A 24,789-nucleotide genomic window follows, 5' to 3' on the forward strand; every position below is an offset into this window, starting at 1 on the left:
ACACCATATTGAATACACTCTTAATGGTCATTTGTCAGGTTCATTTTCTGTGCGTTATAAATAATAATGACTTGCATTGTCTCGTGACTCTTTTACCATAACTGATGTATCTGATTAATTTAATCGCTGGTGACATCATGACTCAAAATTCGACTCAGGCTAAACGCCCTCATGCGGCAATCAATTTACCGTTAACACTGATTTCTTTAGATGAATGGTCACTGATAACAGCAACCGGTGCTGACAGTGAAAAATATCTACAAGGCCAATTAACAACCGATATTACAGCACTTCCTGCAACCACGCATACACTATCAGCACACTGTGAAGCAAAAGGAAAAATGTGGAGCACATTACGCTTTTTCCATATGCAAGACGGTTTTGCTTATATTTTGCGTAAGAATGTCGCACAAAAACAACTGACTGAATTAAAGAAATACGCAGTATTTTCAAAAATAACCTTAACCGAAAATACACAAGCCGTATTATTAGGATTAGCAGGGCAAGGCGCAGCTCAAGCTTTAGCTGACTATTTTCCTAATATTCCTCGCAAAGCGAATGAAGTCGTTAATCACGATAATACTTATATTCTTCAATTGCCTTTACCTACTGAGCGCTTCTTAATTGTCACTGACGAAGAAACAGCAAAAAATCTAGCCACGACATTAAAAGCTCAAACAAGTGATAGTGCACAATGGTTAGCTTTAGATATTGAAGCTGGATACCCTATTATTGATACCCCAAATATCGAACAGTTCTTACCTCAAGCAACAAACCTACAAGCATTACCCCTGAGCATCTGCTTTAAAAAAGGCTGTTATACTGGTCAAGAAATGGTCTCTCGTGCAAAGTTCAGAGGTGCCAATAAACGTGCTATGTATCTATTATCTGGTGGTAGTACTGAGTTACCAGAAATTGGCGGTAGTATTGAGTGGCAATTAGGTGAAGATAAATGGCGTAAAACGGGCACTGTATTAAGTGCTGTGCGTATGGCTGACAATACTATTCTTGCAGAAGTTATTATGAATAACGACATGGAAGCTGACAGCGTATTTCGTGTCCAAGGCGATAACATCAGTCGCTTATCCATTAAACCTCTTCCTTATTCTTTAGAAGAAGAGTAACTCTTATTTAAATCAGAATGGATTTTTATGACACAACAACCTAATGGGGCTTTTGGCCCCTTTTCAGAGACTATTAATTTCATTATGGAATTAGATAAACTTAAGCGTGTTTATCGTAAAAATAATGTGTTAGATAATAGCCGTTCTGAAAATACGGCAGAACATAGCTGGCATTTTGCGGTTGCCGCAATGAGTTTCCAACCTTATGCAGGCAATATTGATATGGGACGTGCTATTCAATTAGCTTTAGTCCACGATATCGTTGAGATCGACGCTGGTGACGTTATGGTGTATGACGTTGCTGCCCGTGAAGCAATCAAAGAGCACGAGCAAAAAGCTGCAAGACGTATTTTTGCTTTATTACCATCCCCACAAAGTGAATATTTCCTCAATTTATGGCTGGAATATGATGCAGCTGAAACACCCGAATCTCAGTTTGCTAATATTCTTGATCGCGCCATGCCAATGCTGATGAACTTACATAATGAAGGTCAAAGTTGGGTGGAAAATAATATCCGCTTAGAACAAGTATTAGAGCGCAATCTGTTTATTGAAAAACAGTGGCCAGAGTTTTGGCGATATCTCTACCCTCAATTATTAGAGGCGCAGAAAAAAGGCTGGTTGAAGTAACAACAAAAAAATACCGATGGCTAACTTAACCATCGGTATTTAATTTAGAAATATTGTTAAATTAAAGCTTATTCGTAATCACTAATTGGCGCACATGAACAATGTAAATGACGATCGCCATATACATCATCAAGACGTTTAACCGCTGGCCAATATTTGCTTTGTTTCGTTGCTTCACTTGGGAACACAGCGCATTCTCGGCTATAACTGTGTGGCCACTCTTGCACTAATTCATATTGTGTATGAGGTGCATTAACTAATGGATTGTCATCAATTGGCCATACGCCTTTATCTACCTGTGCAATTTCAGCTCGGATAGAAAGCAGAGCTTCAATAAAGCGGTCAATTTCCACTTTACTTTCTGATTCTGTCGGCTCAATCATCAATGTACCCGCAACAGGAAAGGACATGGTTGGAGCGTGGAATCCATAATCAATTAAACGCTTAGCCACATCCATTTCACTGATACCATAATTCGCTTTTAATGGGCGAATATCGATAATACATTCATGCGCGACATAACCATCAGCGCCAGCATAAAGAATGTCATAGTCATTTTTCAAACATTGTGCAATATAGTTCGCATTTAAGATTGCCACTTGGCTTGCTTGTTTAAGCCCTTGCGACCCCATCATACGAATATACATCCAGCTAATTGGTAATATTGAAGCACTACCGAACTGAGCAGCAGAAACTGCACCTTGTGTGGTGACATTTTCCATTTCAACAACAGAATGTCCTGGTACAAACGGCGCTAAGTGTGATTTCACACCAATAGGCCCCATACCAGGACCGCCGCCACCATGAGGAATACAGAAGGTTTTATGCAAGTTTAAGTGAGAAACATCAGAGCCAATAAAGCCTGGTGTGGTTATCCCTACTTGCGCATTCATATTGGCACCATCAAGATAAACTTGTCCGCCATATTGATGAATGATTTCGCAAACTTCACGAATACCTTCTTCGTAAACACCATGTGTTGATGGATATGTCACCATTACGCAAGAGAGTTCAGCTTGATGTTTTTCTGCTTTGGCTTTTAAGTCTGCAATATCAATGTTGCCATTGTCATCACAACCAACAACCACCACAGTCATGCCTGCCATATGTGCAGACGCAGGGTTAGTACCATGTGCAGAGCTTGGAATTAAACAGATATGACGTGCATTTTCACCACGGCTTTGGTGATAACGGCGGATTGCTAATAGACCGGCATATTCTCCTTGAGCCCCAGAGTTTGGTTGCATACACATTGCATCATAACCGGTTAATGCAGCAAGCCAATTAGCCAATTGTCCTATCATCACCTGATAGCCTTTCGCTTGATAGGCTGGGCAGAATGGGTGTAGCTCTGTAAATTCAGGCCATGTAATTGGGATCATTTCAGCAGCTGCATTTAGTTTCATCGTGCATGAACCTAATGGGATCATTGCTTGATTTAAAGCTAAGTCTTTATTTTCTAAACGATGCATATAACGCATCATTTCAGTTTCACTGTGATAATGATGAAAATTTTCATGTGTTAACACAGTGTCTTTACGTAGCATAGACGCGGGAATAGATGCTGAAGATGAAACGACTTGTTTATCAAGTGTATCAATATCACCCACTAATGCTTTACCACTAATGATCTCAATAAGCTTTAATACATCTTCACGAGTTGTAATTTCACTTAATGTGACACCAACGGCACCCACAATATCCGTGCGCAAGTTAATTTCAGCGTCTTTTGCACGTTGTAATACAGCGACTTTATCTGCTGTTTCAACCGTTAAGGTATCAAACCAAGTTTGATGGCGTAAGGCCATGCCATTTTGTTGTAAACCCGCGGCCAAAATATCAGTCAAACGATGAATACGTTGAGCGATGGTTTTTAACCCTTCAGGCCCATGATAAACCGCATACATAGCAGCAATGTTGGCAAGTAAAACTTGAGATGTACAAATATTGGAGTTGGCTTTTTCACGACGAATATGCTGTTCTCGTGTTTGCATTGCCATACGTAATGCACGATTACCTGCTGCATCACGAGACACACCAATGATACGACCAGGCATTGCTCGCTTATATTCATCACGACAAGCAAAGAATGCCGCATGAGGGCCACCGTATCCCATTGGTACACCAAAACGTTGTGCTGAACCTAATACGATATCAGCACCTTGATGACCTGGCGCTGTTAATACCACCAGCGCCATTAAATCGGCAGCAACACTCGTAATGATTTTGCGTTCTTTCAGTTCAGCCAATAACTTACTGTAATCATGAACTTCACCTGTTGTGCCAACTTGTTGTAATAGCACACCAAAAACACCTTCAAGCTCTAATACCTTTTCCGCTTTATCAACAACAACCTCAAAACCAAAGGTATCTGCGCGTGTTTTTACCACATCTAGGGTTTGGGGATGAATATCATCAGCGACAAAGAAACGATCTGCATTTTTTAGTTTGCTTACACGTTTTGCCATCGCCATTGCTTCAGCGGCAGCCGTTGCTTCATCGAGTAACGACGCAGAAGCGAGATCCATTCCCGTATAATCAATAGTGACTTGTTGAAAATTCAGCAGTGATTCAAGGCGGCCTTGAGACACTTCTGGCTGATACGGTGTATAAGCGGTATACCAGCCTGGATTTTCTAATAAATTACGTAAAATCACAGGGGGCAATACAGAAGGCGCATAACCCATACCAATATAAGAAGTAAAACGCTTATTTTGGCTGGCGATGGCTTTAAGTTCAGCCAAGGCTTCTTGCTCTGTTGCTCCTGCTCCCACATTTGGTGGAGTATCTAGTTGGATATTATCTGGAACAATTTTTTGGGTTAATTCATTTAATGAGGAGACGCCAACAGCACTGAGCATCTCTTTAATCTGTTCTGGTGATGAACCAATATGGCGACGAATAAATTCATCACGATACTCTAACTGATTTAAAGTCTGTGTCATTGCAAGTAATTTCCTGAATTCACGATGAATGGATAGGTAATAGCCATGGCTTAAAGAACGTAGTGATAGCAACAAATAACAAGCTAATAAATAAAAACGCCCCGGTATGATTTGACGGGGCGCTTAGTTTTATTCTTCGCTATCTACCAGCTCTTGATAACCAGCAGCATCAAGTAGGTCACCTAATTCGCTTTCATTATTTGCTTTAATGCGAAATAGCCAACCTTCTCCGTAAGGTGCGCTGTTTACCAGCTCTGGAGAACCATCTAACTCTTCATTTACTGCGATAATTTCACCCGATAATGGTGAATAGATATCTGATGCGGCTTTTACTGATTCAGCTACTGCACAATCATCACCGGCTGCTACTTCTCTACCCACTTCAGGTAGATCAACAAACACCATGTCACCTAATAATTCCTGTGCATGTTCAGTAATACCGATAGTGTATTCACCATTGCCTTCTGAACGGATCCACTCATGAGACTGCGCGTATTTTAATTCACTAGGTATTTGACTCATTGACCTTACTCTCCATTTAAAATAATTGTGCGTGTTATACCAATGCTTTACCTGAACGAACAAAACCAGGTTTAACAACTTCTACTGGCATTTCACGATTACGCATTAATACAATTGCGCTATCTTTAATACCTGCGGGAACTCTTGCTAATGCAATACTAAAGCCTAATGTGGGCGAGAAAGTACCACTTGTAATCACACCTTCTCTTAATTCACCCAAATCATCAGTAAAGTGTACGGCAGTACCTGCACGTAACACACCTTTCTCTCGCATAACAAGGCCGACAAGTTTATCTGTGCCTGTTGCGCGTAATTTTTCTAATGCTTCTCGACCAATAAATTGACGATCTTCAGGTGCCCACGCAATCGTCCACCCCATATTAGCTTCAAGCGGATTAATAGTTTCATCCATCTCTTGGCTATAAAGATTCATTCCAGCTTCTAAGCGTAATGTATCTCTTGCACCTAATCCGGCAGGTTTAACACCCACCGCTAATAATTTTTTCCAGAAATCGACTGCTTGCTCTTTTGGCATCGCAATTTCATAACCCGCTTCACCGGTATAGCCTGTTGTTGCGATAAATATGTCATCAAGCTCTACACCATAAAAAGGCTTCATAGCTGAAACAACTTGGCGTTGCTGTTCAGTTAATAATCGTTGAGCTTTTTCTTGTGCGTGAGGGCCTTGAACAGCGATTAATGCCAAATCATCACGAACAGTAATATCAACCACGTAATCTGAAGCATGTTGTTCAATCCATGCCAGATCTTTTTCACGAGTCGCGGAGTTCACCACAAGGCGATAGAAAGAATCATCAAAGTAATAGACGATAAGATCATCAATTACACCACCTGATGCATTAAGCATTCCGGTATAAAGCGCCTTACCTTTTTCGGTGAGTTTAGCAACATCATTCGCTAATAAATAACGTAGGAAATCTTTAACTTGCGAGCCATGTAAATCAACAATGGTCATATGAGAAACATCAAACATACCTGCATCACTGCGTACATTGTGATGTTCATCTATTTGAGAGCCATAATGCAACGGCATCATCCAACCATGAAAATCGACCATACGAGCACCGCAGGCTACGTGCTCATCATACAACGGAGTCTGTTTTGCCATTCTTCCCTCTTTCTACTTTTACTTTAGATTATTCAGAGAACGCAATTTGTTAAATATAAAATTAAACTTGATTAGAAATCAGTGTATTAATCACGAGTTTAAGTTTATTTTTAAACATGGATTTAACAAATACGAGCAATTAACGTACAACGCAAACGATACCATCCTCTTGAACTTAGCATTGCCAGAAAAAATAAACCATAAGTTAAAATAGGGTATTGTGTCTCTCAATCATAATAGAGAGATATGAGTATGCAGAACTAATGATTGCAATTATGCGTATCAGCGCTCATTTTTAGCGAGGAATTCCTGTAAAAAAGGAATTAGTGCAAAGAATAGACTGAAAAAATAGATTTTTTTAGTTCTATTTCTTCAGTCAGATATAAATAAAAGTAATGTGAAATAAGGGAGGAATTAGATTTTTTCAACTGAAGTGAAATTTTTATCACTTAACCATTCAGGTAAATCAGAAAGACCCATTGCTTGTTCAAGTAACTTTGGTTTTACGCCCGGTAAACTATCCGCTAACGAAAGGCCGATATCTCGAACCCATTTTTTGACAGGATTATTTCCGGCAAAAAGTTCACGAAATCCCTGCATACTGGCTAACATTACAGCGGCCGCATGTTTGCGACGACGCTCAAATCGTCTCAAATAAAGATATTCACCAAAATCTTTCCCTTCTGCTTTTAAGCGGCGGATCTCACCAATTAACTCTGCAACATCCATAAAACCAAGGTTAACGCCTTGTCCAGCTAAAGGGTGAATAGTATGTGCCGCATCACCTAATAACGCTAAACGAGGCGCTGCAAATTGGCGTGCATAGCGACCAGTTAATGGTATTGTCATGCGATCACTGATTAATTCACATTGACCCAAACGCATATCAAATGTCACACCTAATGTGCGCTCAAATAAGGTTTTATCTGCATTTTTGTAGCGTTCAGCTAGATGGCTTGGTAAAGACCAAACAATAGAGCAAGTATGAGGATCAGAAAGAGGTAGAAATGCTAAAATACCTTCACCATGAAAGACTTGGCGAGCAACATTGTCGTGGGGTTGTTCAGTACGAATAGTAGCAACTAATGCATGATGTTCATAATCCCAAAAAGTCAGAGGAATATCTGCATGTTTGCGTAACCATGAATTAGCACCATCAGCTCCGACAACTAATCTTGCCGTCAACATTTCACCATCATTAAGGGTAATAAATGCATCATTTTCACCCCAAACAACACGTTCAATTTGTGTCGATGAATAGAAGGTTATATCACTGTGGCTTTCACATTTTTGCCAAAGCACTTCTCGAATGAGGTTATTTTCGATAATAGAGCCTAAATGGCTGAACCCTTCTTTTTGTGCCGAAAATTCAATACGGCCAAAACTATCTTGATCCCAGACTTCCATACCTTGGTAAGGCGTTGATCGTAAAGCATTTAAGTTTTCCCAAATACCTAATTTTTTCAGCAACATTTCACTGGCAGTATTAATAGCGGATACCCGTAATGAAAAATCATCTTGCGGGTGAAAATGTTTTGTTACTGGGTGATTTTCTATTATCGCTATACGTAATCCACACCCGTGTAATCCGCTGGCTAATGCAAGCCCAACCATTCCACCACCAGCAATAACAACATCAAATGATTTCATAATAAAATATCCTAAAAAGCGTTTTTTTTAGAGCGCGCTGTTCTTTTCTGCTCATTTTTACAAAAAAAAAAATTTATAAAGCAAACTATTTACTATTTTAGGGATTGATTGATATTAACAATGACCTCTTAAAATAAAAATAGACGTTAAAAACAGCCCTATAGATTCGGATGAAAATTGACCATTAAAGATCAACACGCTCTAGTCTGTCCAGCCCAGTGTTTGATGCGCCAATCTATCTCTCATCATTGGGAGCAACTCCATCGTCATTAACCCTAAGTTGCGAGAAACAACCAGTGGCACACAACGATTTGCAAACACTTTCACCAACCCATCAGTAATAGAGATTGTTTTTTCTCTATCTTGTTGGCGAAGTTGTTGATATTGAGAGAGCACTCGGTAACTACCAATATCAGTATTAGTATTAATCGCTTGAGTGAGCGTATTGGCGAGTGCCATAACATCACGTAAACCAAGATTAAAGCCTTGTCCTGCAATAGGATGGAGTGTTTGTGATGCATTACCTACTAAGGCTAAACGGTGACTAATAATTTGATTGGCTTTTTGTAACGCTAAAGGATAGCAATTTCGTTTACCAATATGCTCTATTTTTCCTAAACGCCAGCCAAAGTCACGTTGTAAATGTGCGATAGTTGTTTCATCATCCCACTGTGAAATATCATCCCATTTTTCAATCGGATGACACCACACTAATGAACTACGCCCTTCACTCATCGGTAACATGGCTAATGGGCCAAATTCAGTAAAACGCTCAAAAGCTTTTCCCTCTGGGTTTATTTCTGTTTTGACATTAGCAATTACGGCGACTTGATGATAAGGCTCACGTTGCCATTGAATATGGCATTGGTGGCCTATCGGCGAGTTTGTACCATCTGCTGCAATCAGTAAATCACCTGTTAATTGCGTACCATTATCAAGCGTTACTTCAACGCAATCTATATTACGCTGAACTTGTTCAACTGTAGCTGGGCAATGAAGCGTGATATTAGATTGCTTTTTTAGCTTGGCAAAAAGTTGTCGCCCTGCGTCATGCAACTCAATCACATAACCCAGTGCGGATATATCATAGTCTTGTGCATGAATATTAACAAAACCACAATGGCCTTTATCTGAGACATGAACGTGATTAATGGGGGTAACAAAAGGTTTTAATATTGACCAAAGCCCAATTTGTGATAACCGCTTTGCTGTTCCATGGGCTAATGCAATCGCTCTAGCATCAAATCCAGGGTGCCCATTATCAGGCTCTCTTGCTTCAATTAACGAAATTGAAATATTGCCTTTGTTTAATGCAGAAAGTGCTAGTGCTAATGTTGCACCCGCCATTCCACCACCCACAATAATCACATTCATACTGATCTTAGCCTTAAATTTTTCCTGCCATCAGAGCTTCAATTTCATCCGGATCTTTAACGACAGAAGCCGTTAAGTTCTCATTGCCAGTTTCAGTGATAACAATATCATCTTCAATACGAATACCAATACCGCGATACTCTTGTGGTACATCGGCATCTGGCGCGATATATAACCCCGGCTCGATAGTCAGTACCATGCCTGGTTCTAAAATACGATCACGATCTGTGCCATAATGACCCACATCATGAACATCAAGGCCTAACCAATGGCTTAGGCTATGCATAAAGAAACGCTGATAGGCTTTTGTTTCAATAAGATGTTCGATTTCACCGTGCATAATGCCCAGTTTAACCAATCCTTCGACCATGATATACACGACATGCTCAGTGACTTCTTTGATGCTTGTACCAGGTTTGTACAATTCTAAAGACACATTGATGGATTTTAAGACAATGTCATAAATCTCACGTTGTTGACGGCTAAACTTACCATTAACAGGAAAAGTGCGGGTGATATCACCTGCATAACCTTCATATTCACAGCCTGCATCAATAAGTACTAAATCCCCATCACGCATTTTGGTTTCATTTTCGGTATAGTGAAGAATACAACCATTTTCACCACTACCTACAATACTGTTATATGAAGGGAAGCGAGCACCATGAGAAACAAACTCATGTTCTATTTCACCTTGAAGCTGATATTCATACATACCCGGCTGACATTTTTGCATCGCTCGAGTATGTGCTAACGCTGTAATTTTTCCTGCCTTACGCAGTAATTCAAGTTCAAAGTCAGATTTAAATAAACGCAGCTCATGAACGATAGGACGCCAATCAATAATAGCTTGAGGTGCTTTTAAATTCCGGCGAGAGCCTTTTCTTAAGGTTTCTAATGCATTAAAAACGATTTCATCAGCAAATGCATATTCACCTTGAGCATGATAAACAACATCTAATCCGTTTAATAATTGGTAAAGTTGCTCACCAACATCTTCATAAGGAAGTGCCTTATCAACACCTAACTTTTCAGGTGCTGCTTCTTGTCCAAGGCGACGACCAAACCAGATTTCAGCCGTTAAATCTCTTACGCGATTAAAGAGCACACTATGGTTATGTGTTTCATCACTCTTAATCAGCACAAGGATAGCCTCAGGCTCGCTAAAACCAGTTAGATAAAGGAAATCACTATGCTGGCGATAAGGATACTCACTATCCGCATTACGTTGCGCTGGTGGTGCGGCAAAAAAGATAGCTGCACTCGCAGGCTTCATTTGAGCTAATAATGCCTGACGACGGGATAAAAATTCTTGCTTATTCATACCCACTCCTGTCTTTCGTTTATCTTTATGATTATCTAATGAATGATAAAACTAATGTAGTATACGTTGCTCATTCTGTTCACTATTTTCTTTGTCTTTTGGTGCGACAAAAGTGATATAACAAAGTTGAACAGATACTTTCACATATTCGCTGACTTCTTCTAGCGCATCTTCAAGTTCTTCTTGGTTTTCATCTTCTTCATAACCTAGCGCACCAATATTACGCAAATCGGTGATAACTTCAGTCAACTCTTTATGCTCAGATAATTTAGGTTGTGCAACACCCAAACCTAAAAGAAAATGATTAACCCACCCAGCAAGGGCATCGGCTCTTAGAAAAACGGATTCGGATTCGTCAGGAACTAACATCGAGAAGTTAAATACACTGTCATCAAGTTGTTCGTAAGTAATGTGATAAAGCGCTTCGAGTGAGTCTGATAATGTTTTAGGAAAAGCTAAACCTTCATTGGTTAAATCATGCAATAAGGTTTTCCAACTACTGTCGCGCACAGCGCCACAAATAAATCCTGTAATCAATCCGTGCATTTCAGCTGCCGTTAAAGGCACAGTATGTTGCTGTAATAAAGCATCTATAGATTGATAATTTGGTAATGTGTTTTGTTTTGACATAAGAATAAACGTCGCATTTAGGGGAATAGTTCAAGATATGCTACCATCAATAGAAGTCGCTGTACCAGTTAAGCCATGTTAATCATTGGAATTTTTGTAGTAATAGCGTTTAATACAGCGTTATAACCGTATACACTACTCAACACGTAGCACAGATTTTATGTCAGGAAGGAATCATGTCCGCACAACCCGTTGAACTTCAAATTTTTGGGCGCTCATTACGTGTCAATTGCCCACCAGAACAAAAAGATGCTTTACTGGCTTCTGCTGCTGAACTTGAACAACGATTACAAGATCTCAAAGAACGCAGTGGTGTTTCCAATACAGAGCACTTAATTTTTATCGTGGCATTAAATATGAGTCATGAGTTGGCAGAAGAAAAGTTAAAAACTAGAGACTATGCCTACAACATGGAAGAGAAGATAAAAATGCTACAACAATCTATTGAACAAGCTTTACACGATCAAGGCAAGCACCATGATCGCACTTTTTCAACTGCGAAGTAGATTTGTTCAGAAAGCATGCGTACGCCACGAAATTCACAGATAATAGGTTGCTTTCTACAATTAAAATAATACAATAGTTCATAGATAAGGTGCTTAACAGCATCCACCAAATTTCTCTGAGATGTTTGCCAGTGGGCCAGTCCCCTGAGCCGATATTCGAAACACATAGAATGTGGTGATCTGTCACTTGTGAGCATACCTGATTCGTTCAGGCAGCCTAATGGTAACAACACTATGTTCACCTTGGACCATGGGTTCAAGGGTTACAGCCTACGGCGGCATCTTGGAGACCTCTACTAAAGTTTTAAATGCTAAGTATTTTATAAATACCTAACATTTAAAACTTTTTTTATGCCTCTAATTCCTTAATTCTTCAACTTCTTCGCTTTCTTACCTCTAAAGTGTGATAAATTGACTAAAATGATAATTCCAACTTAATGATCACCACTGATTGATGGATTGAAGAATGACTCAGAAGTCACTGTTTCAACAAAGAGATGAGATACGTAAAGCAATTCGCCAAAAACGACGTTTACTCACATCACAACAGCAGCAGCAAGCCGCTCATCAATTATGTGAACGCGTTCTTAGTCACCCCAAAGTTCAACATGCACACACTCTTGCCTTATTTCTCTCTTTTGATGGTGAAATTGATACATCGCCTTTGATTTCACAATTATGGAAAATGAAGAAACAGATTTGTTTGCCCGTTTTACACCCTTTTCATCGCTATCATCTTCTTTTTTTACGTTATACACCAACCACTATTTTAGTGAAAAATCGCTTTGCGATTTCAGAACCACCTTTAAATGTAAATGCAGTTATTCCTCCAGATGACATCGATATTATTTTTACACCATTAGTGGCTTTTGATGCTCAAGGCCAACGATTAGGTATGGGAGGCGGTTTTTACGATAGAACGTTAGAAAATTGGCAACAAAAATCATTTTATCCAATAGGGCTTGCTCATACTTGCCAACAAGTTGAACATCTTCCTATTGCAAATTGGGATGTTCCATTACCTGAGATCATCACCCCAGAAAAAATATGGAATTTTTAATATTCTGAACAACTCATTTTAAAACACCGAATAATATCTGTGTTTTTTTATATTTTTTATTTTAGAAAAAATTTTAAATACCTTTTTATATCCAAAATCAATCTAAAGGTATTTTTATTTAAATGAAAAATGAAAAAGATGTTCATCTTATAAAATGCATTAACATTATTATCAACCTAACTAAAAACAAAGAAATAGAAATAAAAAACAACCACACTATAAAATCTTTAGAAAAAGAATATGAATTTAAATTAAAAAAAATAAAACTATCAATTGTATTTAAAAAACAACTTAATCATAAAATTATTTTTTATGACAAAAATGAACATCTATTCATATTATTAAAGCAAAGTGATAATAATTTTCTCATTTATAATTATCAAACTCATAAAATAGAGAAAGTTAATAAAGATAAAATCATTAACATAAGTAAAAATCATGTTTATTACCTTGATTTTAAAAAACAACATCATTTTGATATCAAATGGTTTTTCCCTGTGTTTATACGATATAAAGCTATTTTTTATCGTATTTTATTCTATTCATTAATCTTACAATTATTATCTTTGGCTAGCCCTTTAGTTACACAAATTATTATGGATAAAGTAATTATACATCAAGCATTATCAACACTTGATGTATTAGTGATTGGATTAATCTTTATTGCTATTTCAGAAGGAATTTTGAAAGGCATTAGAGAATATATGTATCATCATACCGCAAATAAAATTGATATCAGCTTAAGTTTAAAAATGGCCAACCACTTATTAAAATTACCCATAAGTTACTTTAAATCTCGACAAACAGGGATCATTGTAACTCGAGTAAAAGAGTTAGATATTATTAGAGACTTTATTACCAATACATTATTAATGTTATTTATAGATTTATCTTTTATCTTTATATTTATCTTTGTTATGTCAATTTTATCCATAAAGCTAACATTCTTTTTTATGGCAACCATTCCTCTTTATTTTATTTTAGCTAAATTGCTTGCACCAAAGATAGAATTAGCCGTTCAGCAGCTTTATCAAAAAATAGCGACCAATACGGCATTTCTTACCGAAAGTTTAAGTGGCATCGAAACCATTAAAAGCCTTTCTCTGGAGCCTCGATTTGCACAACAATGGCACACACAAATTCATCAGCTTACCTATAAAAACTTAACACTTCAGAGTATAGACTCGCTCTCCCGCTTCATTGTGCTATTTATCAATAAAACAACAACGGCATTACTGCTATGGCTAGGTGCTTATGAAGTGATTTCACACTCAATGACAATTGGTCAACTGATTGCCTTTATTATGCTACTAGGATATTGCCTACAACCGTTAGCAATCGCTATTGATGTTTGGGGAAAATACATCAGAGCAAAAACAGCCATTTATAATTTACAAGATATTCTTAATCTACCTAACGAGCAAAATATCGAAGGATCAAACACCAAACTTCAAGGAGACATTACGTTTGATAACGTAAGTTTCTGTTATCAAAACAATACACCGCTTATTTTACGTAATATTTCATTACAGATAAAAAAACATGAAGTTATTGGTATTGTAGGAACTTCAGGTTCAGGGAAAAGTACCTTGGCACGCCTAATTTCGGGCCTATATACACCACAATCAGGCTGTATAAAATTTGATAATATTCCATTATTACAACTTCATTTAAAGTGTGTACGCCAACAAATTGGTTTCGTACTACAAGAAAATTTTTTATTTCACTTAACGATCTTTGACAATATTAAACTAATGCACCCACAAGCTTCTTTAGAAGAGGTTATTAATGTTGCAAAAATCGCAGGCGCACATGAGTTTATCTTAAAATTACCGTTAGGATATGACACCTTGATCACTGAAGGAGGAACCTCCTTATCAGGAGGGCAACGTCAACGTATCGCTATTGCTAGAGCTTTATTAACATCACCTAAAATTTTGATCTTTGATGAAGCCACCAGCGCTTTAGATGATGATTCTCAAGCAATTATTCAAAACAACCTTCCACTTATCACAAAAAATAAAACCGTAATTATCATTGCTCATCGCCTGTCAACAATACGAGATTGTCATCGTATTATTGTGTTAAGTAAGGGGCAAATTGTGGAGGAAGGGAAACACGAAGCTTTAATTAAAAATAACGGTGATTACAAAAAACTTTGGCAAATTCAACAAGGATGTTGAGCATGAAACTAAATATAAAACACTTATTATTGACTGCCTTTCGACTTAATAAAAAACCGCTCCACTATGATTTTTATCCTAATCATATAGCTCTTATAGAAAAACCATTAACTCCTTATAGCCGTTACATTGCTTCTACCATTTCACTCAGTATTTTGGCTTTTATTTTGTGGGTTTATTTTGGAAAGTTAGATGTGCAATCCCCTGCAACAGGTAAGCTTGTAGTTACTGGTCGCTCCCAAATAATTCAAATACATGAACCTAGCCGATTGGCTATTCTTCATGTAAAAGATGGGCAAAAAGTTAATCAAGGTGATGCTTTATTGACACTTGATATATTGGGTGTTGATGAAGAAATTAAAGGAATAAGAAAAAAAAGGGATGATCTACTATTACTTAAAATTCGCTATCAAGCCTTGAGCCAAGAAGTATCACCTAAAAATCTTTATCATTTTAATAAATTAGATAATAAAATAAAAAAATCAATCTTGTCAGGTTATCAGAAAGAAAAAGATGAATTCGATAGCAACATAAATGTATTAGAAACCGAAATTGAAGTAAATAATAAAAATCAAACACTAACTTATAATGATCTATTGTCTTTAAAAAAGATACAAAACAATATAAAGCAACGATTTATTATTAAAGAAGATCTTTATAATAAAAAAATAATTAGCAAAATGGAATATCTTGAAAGCGAAAAAGAGCTATTAGAAATAAATCGTTCAATAATAATAAAAAATTCAGAATTTCATATTATTAAAAACCAAGAAAAACAATTATATGAAAATTTAAACCAATTAGAAAAACAAAAAAAATTAGAATGGCATGATAAATATAAAAAATATGAGAGCGAGTTATTAATTTATACTCAAAATTTTAATCACCTCCAAAAGCGACAGAAACTCAAAACCGTACGTTCACCCATCACAGGAACAGTACAACAAATTTCTATTTATACACTCGGCAGTGTGTTACAACCTTCACAAAGTGTCATGACGATAGTTCCCGAACATCAAGAGAATTTTGCAGAGATTAATCTTCTCAATAGAGATATCGGTTTTATTCACATAGGGCAAAAAGCAATGATAAAAATAGATGCCTTTCCTTATACTCGTTACGGCACAATGGAAGGTGAAATTATTAATATCGCTAAAGATTCTGTTCAACATGAACAATTAGGTTTAGTTTACCCCGCTACAATTAAATTAAATAAACAAACTATTGAAAAGAATAATCAGTACTATCAGCTTACCCCAGGAATGTCTTTAGTCGCCGAGATAATTACGGATAAACGCCGTGTTATTGATTATGTTTTAAGCCCAATAGAAGTTTATCGACATAACGCACTGACTGAAAAATAAGATCGGGTATTTAATATCATGAAATATATAAATAATATTATAAAAATGAAAAAATACAATTACTCTATTATTGATGGATTAATTTATTTTTCTAAAAAAAACAATGGAAATATAAAAAGTGAGAATGTTTTTCACTTTCTTGGAAAGGATAATTCACTTAATAAATGGAATGTTCTAGAAGCTGCTCAATTACTTAATTTAAAATGTAAATTAGATATTCTTGATTATGAGGATAAAAAACATCACCTTATTGATACTCTTGTTGAAATAAACAATAAATGGTATGTTTTAAAAGAAAAAAGAGAAGGATTTTTAATAATATTTGATATTAAAAGAAATATTATCATAGAATATAAAATAGATAAAAAACAAAAATTAAGTACAGTATTCATAATCAATAAACAACACACATCATTGCGTAATAAATTTAATATTAACTGGTTTATTTCTACTATTTTAAAACAAAAAAAATCACTCTTACTGGTTTTTATTTTATCAAGTTGTAGTCAACTCTTCGCATTAGTGAATCCTTTAATTTTTGAGACATTAATTGATAAGGTATTAACTGGAAGAAATTTATCAAACTTACATCTATTAGGTTATTTATTACTCTTAATCGCAATCACTGAACCTGTTTATCTTTTTCTACGAGACAAATTGTATACATTTATTTCTTGCCAATTTAGTGCTGATTTTTCAGGCAAAATTTATCAACATCTTATTCGCTTACCGAGTTCCTTTTTTAACCAGAGACAATCAGGCCAAATAATTGCACGTATTCAAGAGCTTTCACATATTCGTCAATTTATTACTGGTTCCGCATTAATGTTAGTGCTCGACCTAATTTTTATTATTATATTTATTTCTGTGATGTTTACTTATTCCGCACCACTAACTTGGGTAACATTAGGTGCATTAATTCTTTATTTTACACTTTGGCTGATCCTTGGCCCTATTATTCGTTATTGGGTGGAGCAGGAATATCAAGCTAATGCTGATAATACCAGTTTATTAACCGAAACAATTACTGGTATAGAAACCATCAAAATTACAGCAACAGAAAATCTTTTTATCGACAAATGGCAATATAAAATTGCCGATCATATTAACAAACGATTTTCAGCAACTAAAAAAAATTTATTAGCTCAACAGCTTATATTTATCATTCATAAAATTACAACAGCGATTATTTTGTGGCAAGGTGTTAATTTAATTATTAATGCACAAATGACAGTAGGTGAACTTATTGCATTTAATCTCTTTACTGCGCATATCACACAACCTATTTTACGTTTAGCGCAATGCTGGCAAGATTTTCAACAAGCTACGATTTCTCTTCGTCGTATTGGTGAGATTTTAAATACACCGACAGAACACCAATATAATGGGTTAGTAACAGTACCCCAAATCATAGGTCGTATTGATTTTTCAAATGTTTATTTTCGTTATACCGATCATACGCCAGATGTTATTGAATCGCTCTCGTTCTCTATTCCTGCTGGCCAATTTATTGGTATTACAGGTCGCTCTGGCTCAGGAAAAAGTACCGTTACACGTTTAATTCAACGTCTCTATACTCCTCAACAAGGACAAATTTATATTGATGGCATGGATTTAGCTATCGCCGATCCTCTCTCATTACGCCAAAGTATTAGCATTGTTCTACAAGAAAGTTTTTTATTTAGTGGTTCTATTGTCGAAAATATTCGTTTATCAAAACCCAATGCAAGTAAAAAAGAATTAATAGAAGCATGCCAACTTGCAGGAGCTCTAGAGTTTATTGAGCAACTTCCTTTGGGATTTAACACTCAAGTCGGAGAGAGAGGGACTAACTTATCAGGAGGCCAACGCCAACGTATTGCACTGGCAAGAGCTTTATTAACAAATCCTCGTATTCTTATTTTAGATGAAGCCACATCAGCATTAGATTACATCTCTGAAGCACAAGTTTTGGCAAGTTTACCTCAGATTTGTAAAAATAGAACCGTAATTAGCATTGCACACCGTCTCAATACATTAGTGTATACAGATTATATTTATGTCATAGATAAAGGACGAATATTGGAAGAAGGAACTCATTCGGATTTGCTTGAAAATAGAGCGCTTTATTACCAATTATGGAAACAGCAAGTTCAATAATAATGTTTAAATAAACAAAAAAGGCTCGAAATATCGAGCCTTCAATATATTACTGATCATTACATCAATAATTAGTACAGCATACGAGCACGAATAGTACCTGGTAATGCTTTGATTTGTTGCAATACTAACTCTGCTTGAGCTTTGGTTTGAGTTGTAATATCAATCACAACATAACCTACATTACCTGAAGTTCGCAGGAATTGTGCTGCCACGTTGATGTTTTGTTCAGTAAACACATTATTGATGCTATTCATCATACCAGGGCGGTTTTCATGAATATGCAGTAAACGGTTTACATCATCGCCGTGGCTTGGTAATGAAACTTCAGGGAAGTTAACCGCAGATAGCGTTGAGCCATTATCTGAATATTTAGCTAATTTACCTGCAACTTCATAACCAATATTTTCTTGCGCTTCTTGTGTTGAACCACCGATATGTGGCGTTAATATCACATTATCGAATTTAATAAGTTCAGAGACAAACGGATCGTTAGGATCGTTATTTGCACCAGGCTCTGATGGGAACACGTCAACGGCAGCACCAGATAAATGTTTTGATTCTAACGCTTGTGCTAATGCAGGAATATCAACCACAGTACCGCGAGAAGCATTGATAAGAATTGAACCTGGTTTCATGCGCTGAATTTCTTCATGACCAATCATATTCTTTGTTGATGGTGTTTCTGGTACATGTAAGCTGACAATGTCACACATATTCAATAGTTCAGACAGATGACGAATTTGTGTTGCATTACCCAGTGGCAGTTTGTTTTCAATATCATAGAAATAAACATCTAAACCTACACTTTCAGCCAGGATACCTAACTGTGTACCAATATGACCATAACCAATGATACCCAGTTTTTTACCACGTGCTTCAAAACAGCCTTTAGCTTGCTTATCCCAAACACCACGATGGGCTTTCGCGTTTGCTTCCGGAATACGACGCAGTAATAACAGTAATTCACCTAGCACCATCTCAGCCACGGAACGAGTGTTTGAGAAAGGCGCATTGAAAACAGGGATACCGCGACGAGAGGCCGCATCTAAATCAACCTGATTGGTCCCAATACAGAAGCATCCTACAGCAACTAATTTTTCAGCAGCTGCAAAAATTTCTTCTGTTAAATGAGTGCGGGAACGAAGACCAACAAAACGTGCATCACGGATAGCTTCTTTTAATTCTTCGTCCGATAACGCACCTTTGTGATATTCAATATTGGTATAACCCGCCGCTCTTAAATTTTCTACTGCACTTTGGTGCACACCTTCAAGGAGTAGAAACTTTATCTTTTCTTTTTCCAAAGATACTTTGACCATTTACCCTGCCCTATCGTTGTTACATTTAATGAAAAACAAAATCCTGTCTCAACAACATAACAAAAATAGAGTTTGTGGCAATACAACCGATTGCAGTGATGACAGAATAAGCAATAAAGAAAGCGATTTTCTACCGAGTAAAATGATTTTGACTTTGAAAAAGGCAGGATTTTAAAGAGAGATATAACTATGGTGTGATATATATCACTGAATTTGCAGTTTCTAAAATAATTTTAAAAAGAGGTCGCCATAGCCACCTCTTTTTAGTCATCTTACTTAATCGTTTTAACGCCTTCAGACGTTCCCATTAAAACAACATTTGCACCACGATTAGCAAATAATCCTACTGTAACTACACCAGGAATACTGTTAATTTTATTTTCCAGTTCAATAGGGTTAAGAATTGTTAAGTTATGAACATCTAAAATAACGTTTCCATTATCTGTTACCACGTTTTCACGATATTCAGGTAAGCCACCCAATTTAACTAACTCACGAGCTACATAAGAGCGTGCCATCGGAATAACTTCAACAGGTAGTGGGAATTTACCTAATACATCGACTTGTTTAGATTCATCAACAATACAGATAAATGTTTTTGCCACACCTGCAATAATTTTTTCTCGCGTTAATGCAGCTCCGCCACCTTTGATCATTTGCATCTGGTGGTTGATTTCATCAGCACCATCAACATAGATATCTAAAGAATCAACCTCATTGCAGTCAAAAACAGGAATGCCGTAACTTTTTAGTTTTGCCGTTGATGCTTCTGAACTTGATACCGTACCTTCGATTTGGCCTTTCATTGTCGCTAATGCGTCAATAAAATGAGAAGCTGTGGAACCTGTTCCAACTCCCACGATAGTACCGGGTTTTACATATTCAAGCGCCGCCCAACCTACTGCTTTTTTCAATTCATCCTGAGTCATTTAAAAAAACCTTATTTATCACGTTAATGGACTAAGAATAGCATATTGCATTCAAAACTAGCACGAGACACATCAAAAACTGAGAAGCAACATTTTAACTCATTACAACAAAAAATATGGCATAGTAAGCAACAGAATATAAAATCAAAGAGAGTCTGTTAATGAAACGCCCTGATTATCGAGCATTACAAGCCCTTGATGCCGTCATTCGCGAACGTGGTTTTGAAAGAGCAGCACAAAAGTTATGTATTACACAATCTGCCGTTTCACAGCGTATTAAACAATTAGAAAACTTATTCGGCCAACCACTATTAGTGCGTACTGTTCCCCCTCAACCTACAGAGCAAGGGCAAAAACTATTGGCATTATTGCATCAAGTAGAATTACTTGAAGAACAATGGTTAGGTGATGAAAATAGTGGCTCCACACCGCTTTTACTCTCTTTGGCGGTAAATGCTGATAGTTTGGCAACGTGGTTATTACCTGCTTTGCATCCAGTTTTAACACAACTGCCTATTCGGCTTAATATACAAGTTGAAGATGAAACGCGAACACAAGAACGCTTAAGACGAGGCGAAGTAGTTGGTGCAATCAGTATTCAGCCACAAGCATTACCAAGTTGCCTTGTTGATCAATTAGGCGCTCTTGATTATCTATTTGTAGCCTCTCCTGATTTTGCTCAGCGTTATTTTGCAAATGGCGTCACTAAGTCGTCGTTATTAAAAGCCCCTGCAGTTGCATTTGACCATCTTGATGATATGCATCAGGCATTTTTACAGCAAAACTTTGGTTTATCTCCAGGCAGCGTGCCTTGCCATATTGTTAATTCTTCTGAAGCATTTGTGCAATTAGCAAAACAAGGTTCAACATGTTGCATGATCCCTCATCTACAAATTGCTAATGAGTTAAAGAGTGGAGAGTTGGTTGATTTAACTCCGGGACTTTGCCAGCGACGTATGCTTTATTGGCACCGTTTTGCACCAGAAAGTAGAACGATGAGAAAAGTGACAGATGCACTGATTGATTTTGGCCGTAAGGTTTTAAAACAAAGTGAAGAGTAACACGACTATTATCATCTTTTAACACAAAAAATAGGCTTCTCTGAGAAGCCTATTTTATTTTTACCGTAACATGATTATTTAGTGCGTTTTAGTTCAAAAACAACATCCACATAATCTTTAAATTCGATACTTTGTTGTTCATAAGTTTCTTGCACTGCCGCTGGAGCTTGGGCTTTTAATGCCATTGCATCCATACGTACTTGTGCGATTGGATAAGGTGTCGCCTCTGGCGCACGATAGCTTACGCTATAGACTGCACCTAAATCTGCACCAAAACCTTTTGCAACAGAAGTTGCTTGATCAATGGCATTTTTAATGGCCACTTCTCGTGCTTTTACTTTGTATTGTTCTGGATTATTTACGCCAAACTCAACGTTATTAATTTCATTTAAACCCGCAGCTAATGCGCCATCAAGTAACGTATTAAGCTGTTCTAATTTCTTAATTTTGACATTCACAGTACGTGTTGCTGTATAACCATTAATCACCGAACGCTCTGCTTTTTTATCATACTCATAGTTTGGTTGAGTACGGATATTAGCGGCGTCGATATCTTCCTTCACAACACCATTTTCTTTTAAGAAGGCAAAATATTTTGCAACACGCTCATCGACTAGTTTCTTAGCCTGAGCTGCATCTTTTGCTCTTTCATTAACCTGAATATTTAATGTCGCCATATCAGGAGCCGCTTTAATTGTCGCATTACCCGATGTTGTAATATGTGGTCCTTCTGGCTCCGAAGCGGCTAGTGCAATGGAAGGTAATCCCAGCGTAAACACGGATGCTAATACAATCGCTCTTAATTTCACAAAAAACCCCCTGACAAGATTAATTTTAATGCCCTGTTTTTAGGACTAAGAAGAACATTAGCATATATGATGTAAAGTTCTTTAAGATTAAAAGAGGGTTTTCCATCCTTGTGCAGCTAATTGAACAGCAATAAACCACATCACACATCCTACAAACAAATTAATCATACGTTGAGAGCGTGTTTTGCTTAATATGGGAGAAAACCAAGCCGCAAGTAGTGATAATGCAAAAAACCAACTTATAGAGGCAAATACCGCACCAATTGTAAACCAAGGTCGAAGATCTGAGGTTAATTGTCCTCCAATACTACCTATCACAACAAAAGTATCTAAATAAACATGAGGATTAAGCCAAGTTACGGCAATTAATGTCACAATCACACGCCAACGACTTTTTACCTGATTTTCATTTTGTGATAATTCAATATCTTTTGAAAAAGCGGTTTTAAATGCATTCCAACCATACCAAAGTAAAAATGCCACTCCTCCCCATGTGATCAAGAATAAAAGCGTTTCTGATTGGCTAAGTAATGCACTACCACCAAAAACACCTGCTGTTATCAATACAACATCACTTAAAGCGCATAAAAATGCACTCATTAAATGAAATTGTTTTTTACTCCCTTGCTGTAAAACAAAAGCATTCTGTGCACCTATCGGTAAAATCATAGCTGCACTTAATAAAAAACCCTGAATAAAAGTTGTAAACATGCAAAATACCTTAATAATTATTCGTTAGGAATTAGCTGAATAATAGAGGGATTTTGATATTAGAGGAAATGAATCATTCTTATTGTTAATAAGAAAAACTAATGATCATAAAATATGGAAAAAATAAAAATCTCACTAAGATTAATAAGATGAAATAACCATATTCATTAATAACATAAAAATAAAATTAGACCAGATAACAACATGAGGCATTACCACAATTAATGCGGTAATAAATAAGATAATACATGTTCGTTTTTTAACTGCTTTATGTGAATACCACAATAATAATAGAGCCAAAGAGAAAACAAGATAGCCCTCAACATAATGAAAAACAAAAAAGAAACTCCTTAAGATTATCTCCATCTTTAATCCCCAATCCCTTTCTAATCTGTGTTATCTCATTATTCTTCCTTTCTCATCATACAAAAAAGCCACGTTATTAACGTGGCTCTGTGTCATCTATTCTTGTGAGACTATTCTGCTTTCGCTGTCGCACTTTGTGTTTGATGCATATAAACATCCATTTGTGGGAATGGAATTCCAATATTGTTTGCATCTAATGCACGTTTAAAATCTTCCATTAGATCCCAATATACAGGCCATGCATCACCATTGGTTGTCCAAACACGTACCACAAAGTTTAATGAAGACGGTGCCATTTCATGTAAACGGATAGTCACGCCTTTATCATGTTGAATACGTTTGTCTTTCGCAACAACATCACCCAATACTTGTTTTACTTTATCGATATCAGCATCATAAGCCACACCAACAATAATTTGTGTACGACGATTTGGCTCACGACTTAAGTTGATCACTTCACTACTGATAATTTTGCTATTTGGAATAACAATAATTCTATCATCCGCTGAACACAGTGTGGTTGAGAAAATTTGTACATCTTTCACCGTACCTTCAACTGCACCAATCATCACATATTCATCAGTACGAATTGGGCGGAAAATAACAATTAATACACCTGCCGCAAAGTTAGACAGAGAACCTTGTAATGCTAAGCCTACCGCTAAACCTGCAGCACCTAATACTGCGATAACGGAGGCTGTTTGTACGCCTAATCGTCCTAATACAGCAATTAAGGTAAAAGCAACAACTGTATAACGAACTAAAACAGATAAAAATGTCACAACAGTAGCATCAATATGGCGCAATGTAAGAACTCTTGCGACACCTTTACCGATCATTTTTGCGACAAAAAGACCAATAAATAGGATCAAAAATGCGGCAACAATATTCACAGCATATTGAATAAAGAGATCTTGATTCGCAACAAACCAACCTGTTGCTTCATCTAAACTCGCGGGTAATTCATTCATTAGACCACCTTTAAGACTTAAAATGTAATAAGAAGAATAG

The 24,789-nt window shown here is 36.8% G+C and carries 21 protein-coding genes and 1 other RNA gene; 9 read left to right on the forward strand and 13 right to left on the reverse strand.

All coding sequences use genetic code 11. From position 1 onward, the window contains the following. Window positions 1-137: 137 nt before the first annotated feature. A complete protein-coding gene (gene ygfZ / locus GTH24_RS13860; protein ID WP_072069228.1) occupies window positions 138-1,124 on the forward strand; it encodes a tRNA-modifying protein YgfZ in 987 nt (328 codons plus the stop codon). A 27-nt stretch (window positions 1,125-1,151) separates the two neighbouring features. Then, the gene (locus GTH24_RS13865) at window positions 1,152-1,754 is read left to right on the forward strand and encodes an HD domain-containing protein (RefSeq protein ID WP_072069229.1); all 603 of its coding nucleotides are present in this window, start codon (window positions 1,152-1,154) and stop codon (window positions 1,752-1,754) included. A 68-nt stretch (window positions 1,755-1,822) separates the two neighbouring features. Here GTH24_RS13865 and gcvP read toward each other — a convergent pair whose 3' ends face one another. From gcvP to GTH24_RS13900, 7 genes are all read right to left on the reverse strand, one after another. Continuing rightward, complete coding sequence (gene gcvP / locus GTH24_RS13870; RefSeq protein ID WP_072069230.1) at window positions 1,823-4,699, reverse strand: aminomethyl-transferring glycine dehydrogenase; 2,877 nt, start codon at window positions 4,697-4,699, stop codon at window positions 1,823-1,825. Between the two features lie 129 nt (window positions 4,700-4,828). Next, on the reverse strand, window positions 4,829-5,221 hold the full coding sequence (gene gcvH / locus GTH24_RS13875) for a glycine cleavage system protein GcvH (RefSeq protein WP_164526535.1): 393 nt from the start codon (window positions 5,219-5,221) through the stop codon (window positions 4,829-4,831). Window positions 5,222-5,255: 34 nt separating this feature from the next. Then, window positions 5,256-6,350 carry a glycine cleavage system aminomethyltransferase GcvT gene (gene gcvT, locus GTH24_RS13880; protein ID WP_072069231.1) on the reverse strand — a complete coding sequence of 365 codons (1,095 nt, stop codon included), beginning with the start codon at window positions 6,348-6,350 and terminating at the stop codon, window positions 5,256-5,258. A gap of 414 nt (window positions 6,351-6,764) precedes the next feature. Beyond that, window positions 6,765-8,000 (reverse strand): FAD-dependent 2-octaprenylphenol hydroxylase, encoded by a 1,236-nt coding sequence (gene ubiI, locus GTH24_RS13885; protein ID WP_164526536.1) that lies wholly within the window; start codon window positions 7,998-8,000, stop codon window positions 6,765-6,767. 201 nt (window positions 8,001-8,201) lie between these two features. Next, window positions 8,202-9,374 carry a 2-octaprenyl-6-methoxyphenyl hydroxylase gene (gene ubiH / locus GTH24_RS13890; protein WP_072069233.1) on the reverse strand — a complete coding sequence of 391 codons (1,173 nt, stop codon included), beginning with the start codon at window positions 9,372-9,374 and terminating at the stop codon, window positions 8,202-8,204. A gap of 13 nt (window positions 9,375-9,387) precedes the next feature. Beyond that, complete coding sequence (gene pepP, locus GTH24_RS13895; RefSeq protein ID WP_072069234.1) at window positions 9,388-10,698, reverse strand: Xaa-Pro aminopeptidase; 1,311 nt, start codon at window positions 10,696-10,698, stop codon at window positions 9,388-9,390. 51 nt (window positions 10,699-10,749) lie between these two features. Next, window positions 10,750-11,328 (reverse strand): YecA family protein, encoded by a 579-nt coding sequence (locus tag GTH24_RS13900; protein ID WP_072069235.1) that lies wholly within the window; start codon window positions 11,326-11,328, stop codon window positions 10,750-10,752. A 176-nt stretch (window positions 11,329-11,504) separates the two neighbouring features. On the opposite strand from GTH24_RS13900, the gene zapA reads away from it, so the two are divergent. The 6 genes from zapA to GTH24_RS13930 all read left to right on the forward strand — a co-directional run bounded on the left by zapA (window position 11,505) and on the right by GTH24_RS13930 (window position 18,580). Then, complete coding sequence (gene zapA / locus GTH24_RS13905) at window positions 11,505-11,834, forward strand: cell division protein ZapA (RefSeq protein WP_036934918.1); 330 nt, start codon at window positions 11,505-11,507, stop codon at window positions 11,832-11,834. A 110-nt stretch (window positions 11,835-11,944) separates the two neighbouring features. Further along, window positions 11,945-12,128, forward strand: a non-coding RNA gene (gene ssrS / locus GTH24_RS13910) — 6S RNA. 172 nt (window positions 12,129-12,300) lie between these two features. Next, window positions 12,301-12,894, forward strand: coding sequence for a 5-formyltetrahydrofolate cyclo-ligase (locus GTH24_RS13915; protein WP_164526537.1), 594 nt, complete (start codon window positions 12,301-12,303; stop codon window positions 12,892-12,894). Window positions 12,895-13,016: 122 nt separating this feature from the next. After that, window positions 13,017-15,077, forward strand: a complete 2,061-nt coding sequence (locus GTH24_RS13920; protein ID WP_072069237.1) for a peptidase domain-containing ABC transporter — start codon at window positions 13,017-13,019, stop codon at window positions 15,075-15,077. Between the two features lie 2 nt (window positions 15,078-15,079). Next, the gene (locus tag GTH24_RS13925) at window positions 15,080-16,441 is read left to right on the forward strand and encodes an HlyD family type I secretion periplasmic adaptor subunit (RefSeq protein ID WP_164526538.1); all 1,362 of its coding nucleotides are present in this window, start codon (window positions 15,080-15,082) and stop codon (window positions 16,439-16,441) included. Window positions 16,442-16,486: 45 nt separating this feature from the next. Beyond that, a complete protein-coding gene (locus GTH24_RS13930; protein WP_164526539.1) occupies window positions 16,487-18,580 on the forward strand; it encodes a type I secretion system permease/ATPase in 2,094 nt (697 codons plus the stop codon). Window positions 18,581-18,651: 71 nt separating this feature from the next. Here GTH24_RS13930 and serA read toward each other — a convergent pair whose 3' ends face one another. Beyond that, on the reverse strand, window positions 18,652-19,902 hold the full coding sequence (serA, locus tag GTH24_RS13935) for a phosphoglycerate dehydrogenase (RefSeq protein ID WP_072069238.1): 1,251 nt from the start codon (window positions 19,900-19,902) through the stop codon (window positions 18,652-18,654). Between the two features lie 272 nt (window positions 19,903-20,174). After that, window positions 20,175-20,831: a ribose-5-phosphate isomerase RpiA gene (gene rpiA / locus GTH24_RS13940; protein ID WP_072069239.1), complete on the reverse strand. Its 657-nt coding sequence runs from the start codon at window positions 20,829-20,831 to the stop codon at window positions 20,175-20,177. 161 nt (window positions 20,832-20,992) lie between these two features. Between rpiA and GTH24_RS13945 the strand changes: the two genes are divergently transcribed. Further along, window positions 20,993-21,892, forward strand: coding sequence for a LysR family transcriptional regulator ArgP (locus GTH24_RS13945; protein WP_072069240.1), 900 nt, complete (start codon window positions 20,993-20,995; stop codon window positions 21,890-21,892). Between the two features lie 74 nt (window positions 21,893-21,966). Here GTH24_RS13945 and GTH24_RS13950 read toward each other — a convergent pair whose 3' ends face one another. From GTH24_RS13950 to mscS, 4 genes are all read right to left on the reverse strand, one after another. Next, window positions 21,967-22,701: an oxidative stress defense protein gene (locus GTH24_RS13950; protein ID WP_072069241.1), complete on the reverse strand. Its 735-nt coding sequence runs from the start codon at window positions 22,699-22,701 to the stop codon at window positions 21,967-21,969. Window positions 22,702-22,788: 87 nt separating this feature from the next. Next, entirely contained in the window at window positions 22,789-23,412 is a 624-nt protein-coding gene (argO, locus tag GTH24_RS13955) for an arginine exporter ArgO (protein WP_164526540.1), read from the reverse strand. 141 nt (window positions 23,413-23,553) lie between these two features. Further along, the gene (locus GTH24_RS13960; RefSeq protein ID WP_072069243.1) at window positions 23,554-23,778 is read right to left on the reverse strand and encodes a hypothetical protein; all 225 of its coding nucleotides are present in this window, start codon (window positions 23,776-23,778) and stop codon (window positions 23,554-23,556) included. A 110-nt stretch (window positions 23,779-23,888) separates the two neighbouring features. Then, a complete protein-coding gene (gene mscS, locus GTH24_RS13965; RefSeq protein WP_072069244.1) occupies window positions 23,889-24,749 on the reverse strand; it encodes a small-conductance mechanosensitive channel MscS in 861 nt (286 codons plus the stop codon). Between the last annotated feature and the right edge of the window lie 40 nt (window positions 24,750-24,789).

It is taken from the genome of Proteus vulgaris, assembly GCF_011045815.1.
Classification (GTDB): domain Bacteria; phylum Pseudomonadota; class Gammaproteobacteria; order Enterobacterales; family Enterobacteriaceae; genus Proteus; species Proteus vulgaris_B.

Coding starts and splice junctions, on each gene's coding strand:
- ubiI (WP_164526536.1), bottom strand. CDS start 8,000: ATGAAATCATTTGATGTTGTTATTGCTGGTGGTGGAATGGTTGGGCTT.
- GTH24_RS13915 (WP_164526537.1), top strand. CDS start 12,301: ATGACTCAGAAGTCACTGTTTCAACAAAGAGATGAGATACGTAAAGCA.
- GTH24_RS13945 (WP_072069240.1), top strand. CDS start 20,993: ATGAAACGCCCTGATTATCGAGCATTACAAGCCCTTGATGCCGTCATT.
- rpiA (WP_072069239.1), bottom strand. CDS start 20,831: ATGACTCAGGATGAATTGAAAAAAGCAGTAGGTTGGGCGGCGCTTGAA.
- gcvP (WP_072069230.1), bottom strand. CDS start 4,699: ATGACACAGACTTTAAATCAGTTAGAGTATCGTGATGAATTTATTCGT.
- gcvH (WP_164526535.1), bottom strand. CDS start 5,221: ATGAGTCAAATACCTAGTGAATTAAAATACGCGCAGTCTCATGAGTGG.
- pepP (WP_072069234.1), bottom strand. CDS start 10,698: ATGAATAAGCAAGAATTTTTATCCCGTCGTCAGGCATTATTAGCTCAA.
- GTH24_RS13865 (WP_072069229.1), top strand. CDS start 1,152: ATGACACAACAACCTAATGGGGCTTTTGGCCCCTTTTCAGAGACTATT.
- GTH24_RS13925 (WP_164526538.1), top strand. CDS start 15,080: ATGAAACTAAATATAAAACACTTATTATTGACTGCCTTTCGACTTAAT.
- ubiH (WP_072069233.1), bottom strand. CDS start 9,374: ATGAATGTGATTATTGTGGGTGGTGGAATGGCGGGTGCAACATTAGCA.
- GTH24_RS13960 (WP_072069243.1), bottom strand. CDS start 23,778: ATGGAGATAATCTTAAGGAGTTTCTTTTTTGTTTTTCATTATGTTGAG.
- argO (WP_164526540.1), bottom strand. CDS start 23,412: ATGTTTACAACTTTTATTCAGGGTTTTTTATTAAGTGCAGCTATGATT.
- zapA (WP_036934918.1), top strand. CDS start 11,505: ATGTCCGCACAACCCGTTGAACTTCAAATTTTTGGGCGCTCATTACGT.
- gcvT (WP_072069231.1), bottom strand. CDS start 6,350: ATGGCAAAACAGACTCCGTTGTATGATGAGCACGTAGCCTGCGGTGCT.
- GTH24_RS13920 (WP_072069237.1), top strand. CDS start 13,017: ATGAAAAATGAAAAAGATGTTCATCTTATAAAATGCATTAACATTATT.
- serA (WP_072069238.1), bottom strand. CDS start 19,902: ATGGTCAAAGTATCTTTGGAAAAAGAAAAGATAAAGTTTCTACTCCTT.
- GTH24_RS13930 (WP_164526539.1), top strand. CDS start 16,487: ATGAAAAAATACAATTACTCTATTATTGATGGATTAATTTATTTTTCT.
- GTH24_RS13900 (WP_072069235.1), bottom strand. CDS start 11,328: ATGTCAAAACAAAACACATTACCAAATTATCAATCTATAGATGCTTTA.
- mscS (WP_072069244.1), bottom strand. CDS start 24,749: ATGAATGAATTACCCGCGAGTTTAGATGAAGCAACAGGTTGGTTTGTT.
- ygfZ (WP_072069228.1), top strand. CDS start 138: ATGACTCAAAATTCGACTCAGGCTAAACGCCCTCATGCGGCAATCAAT.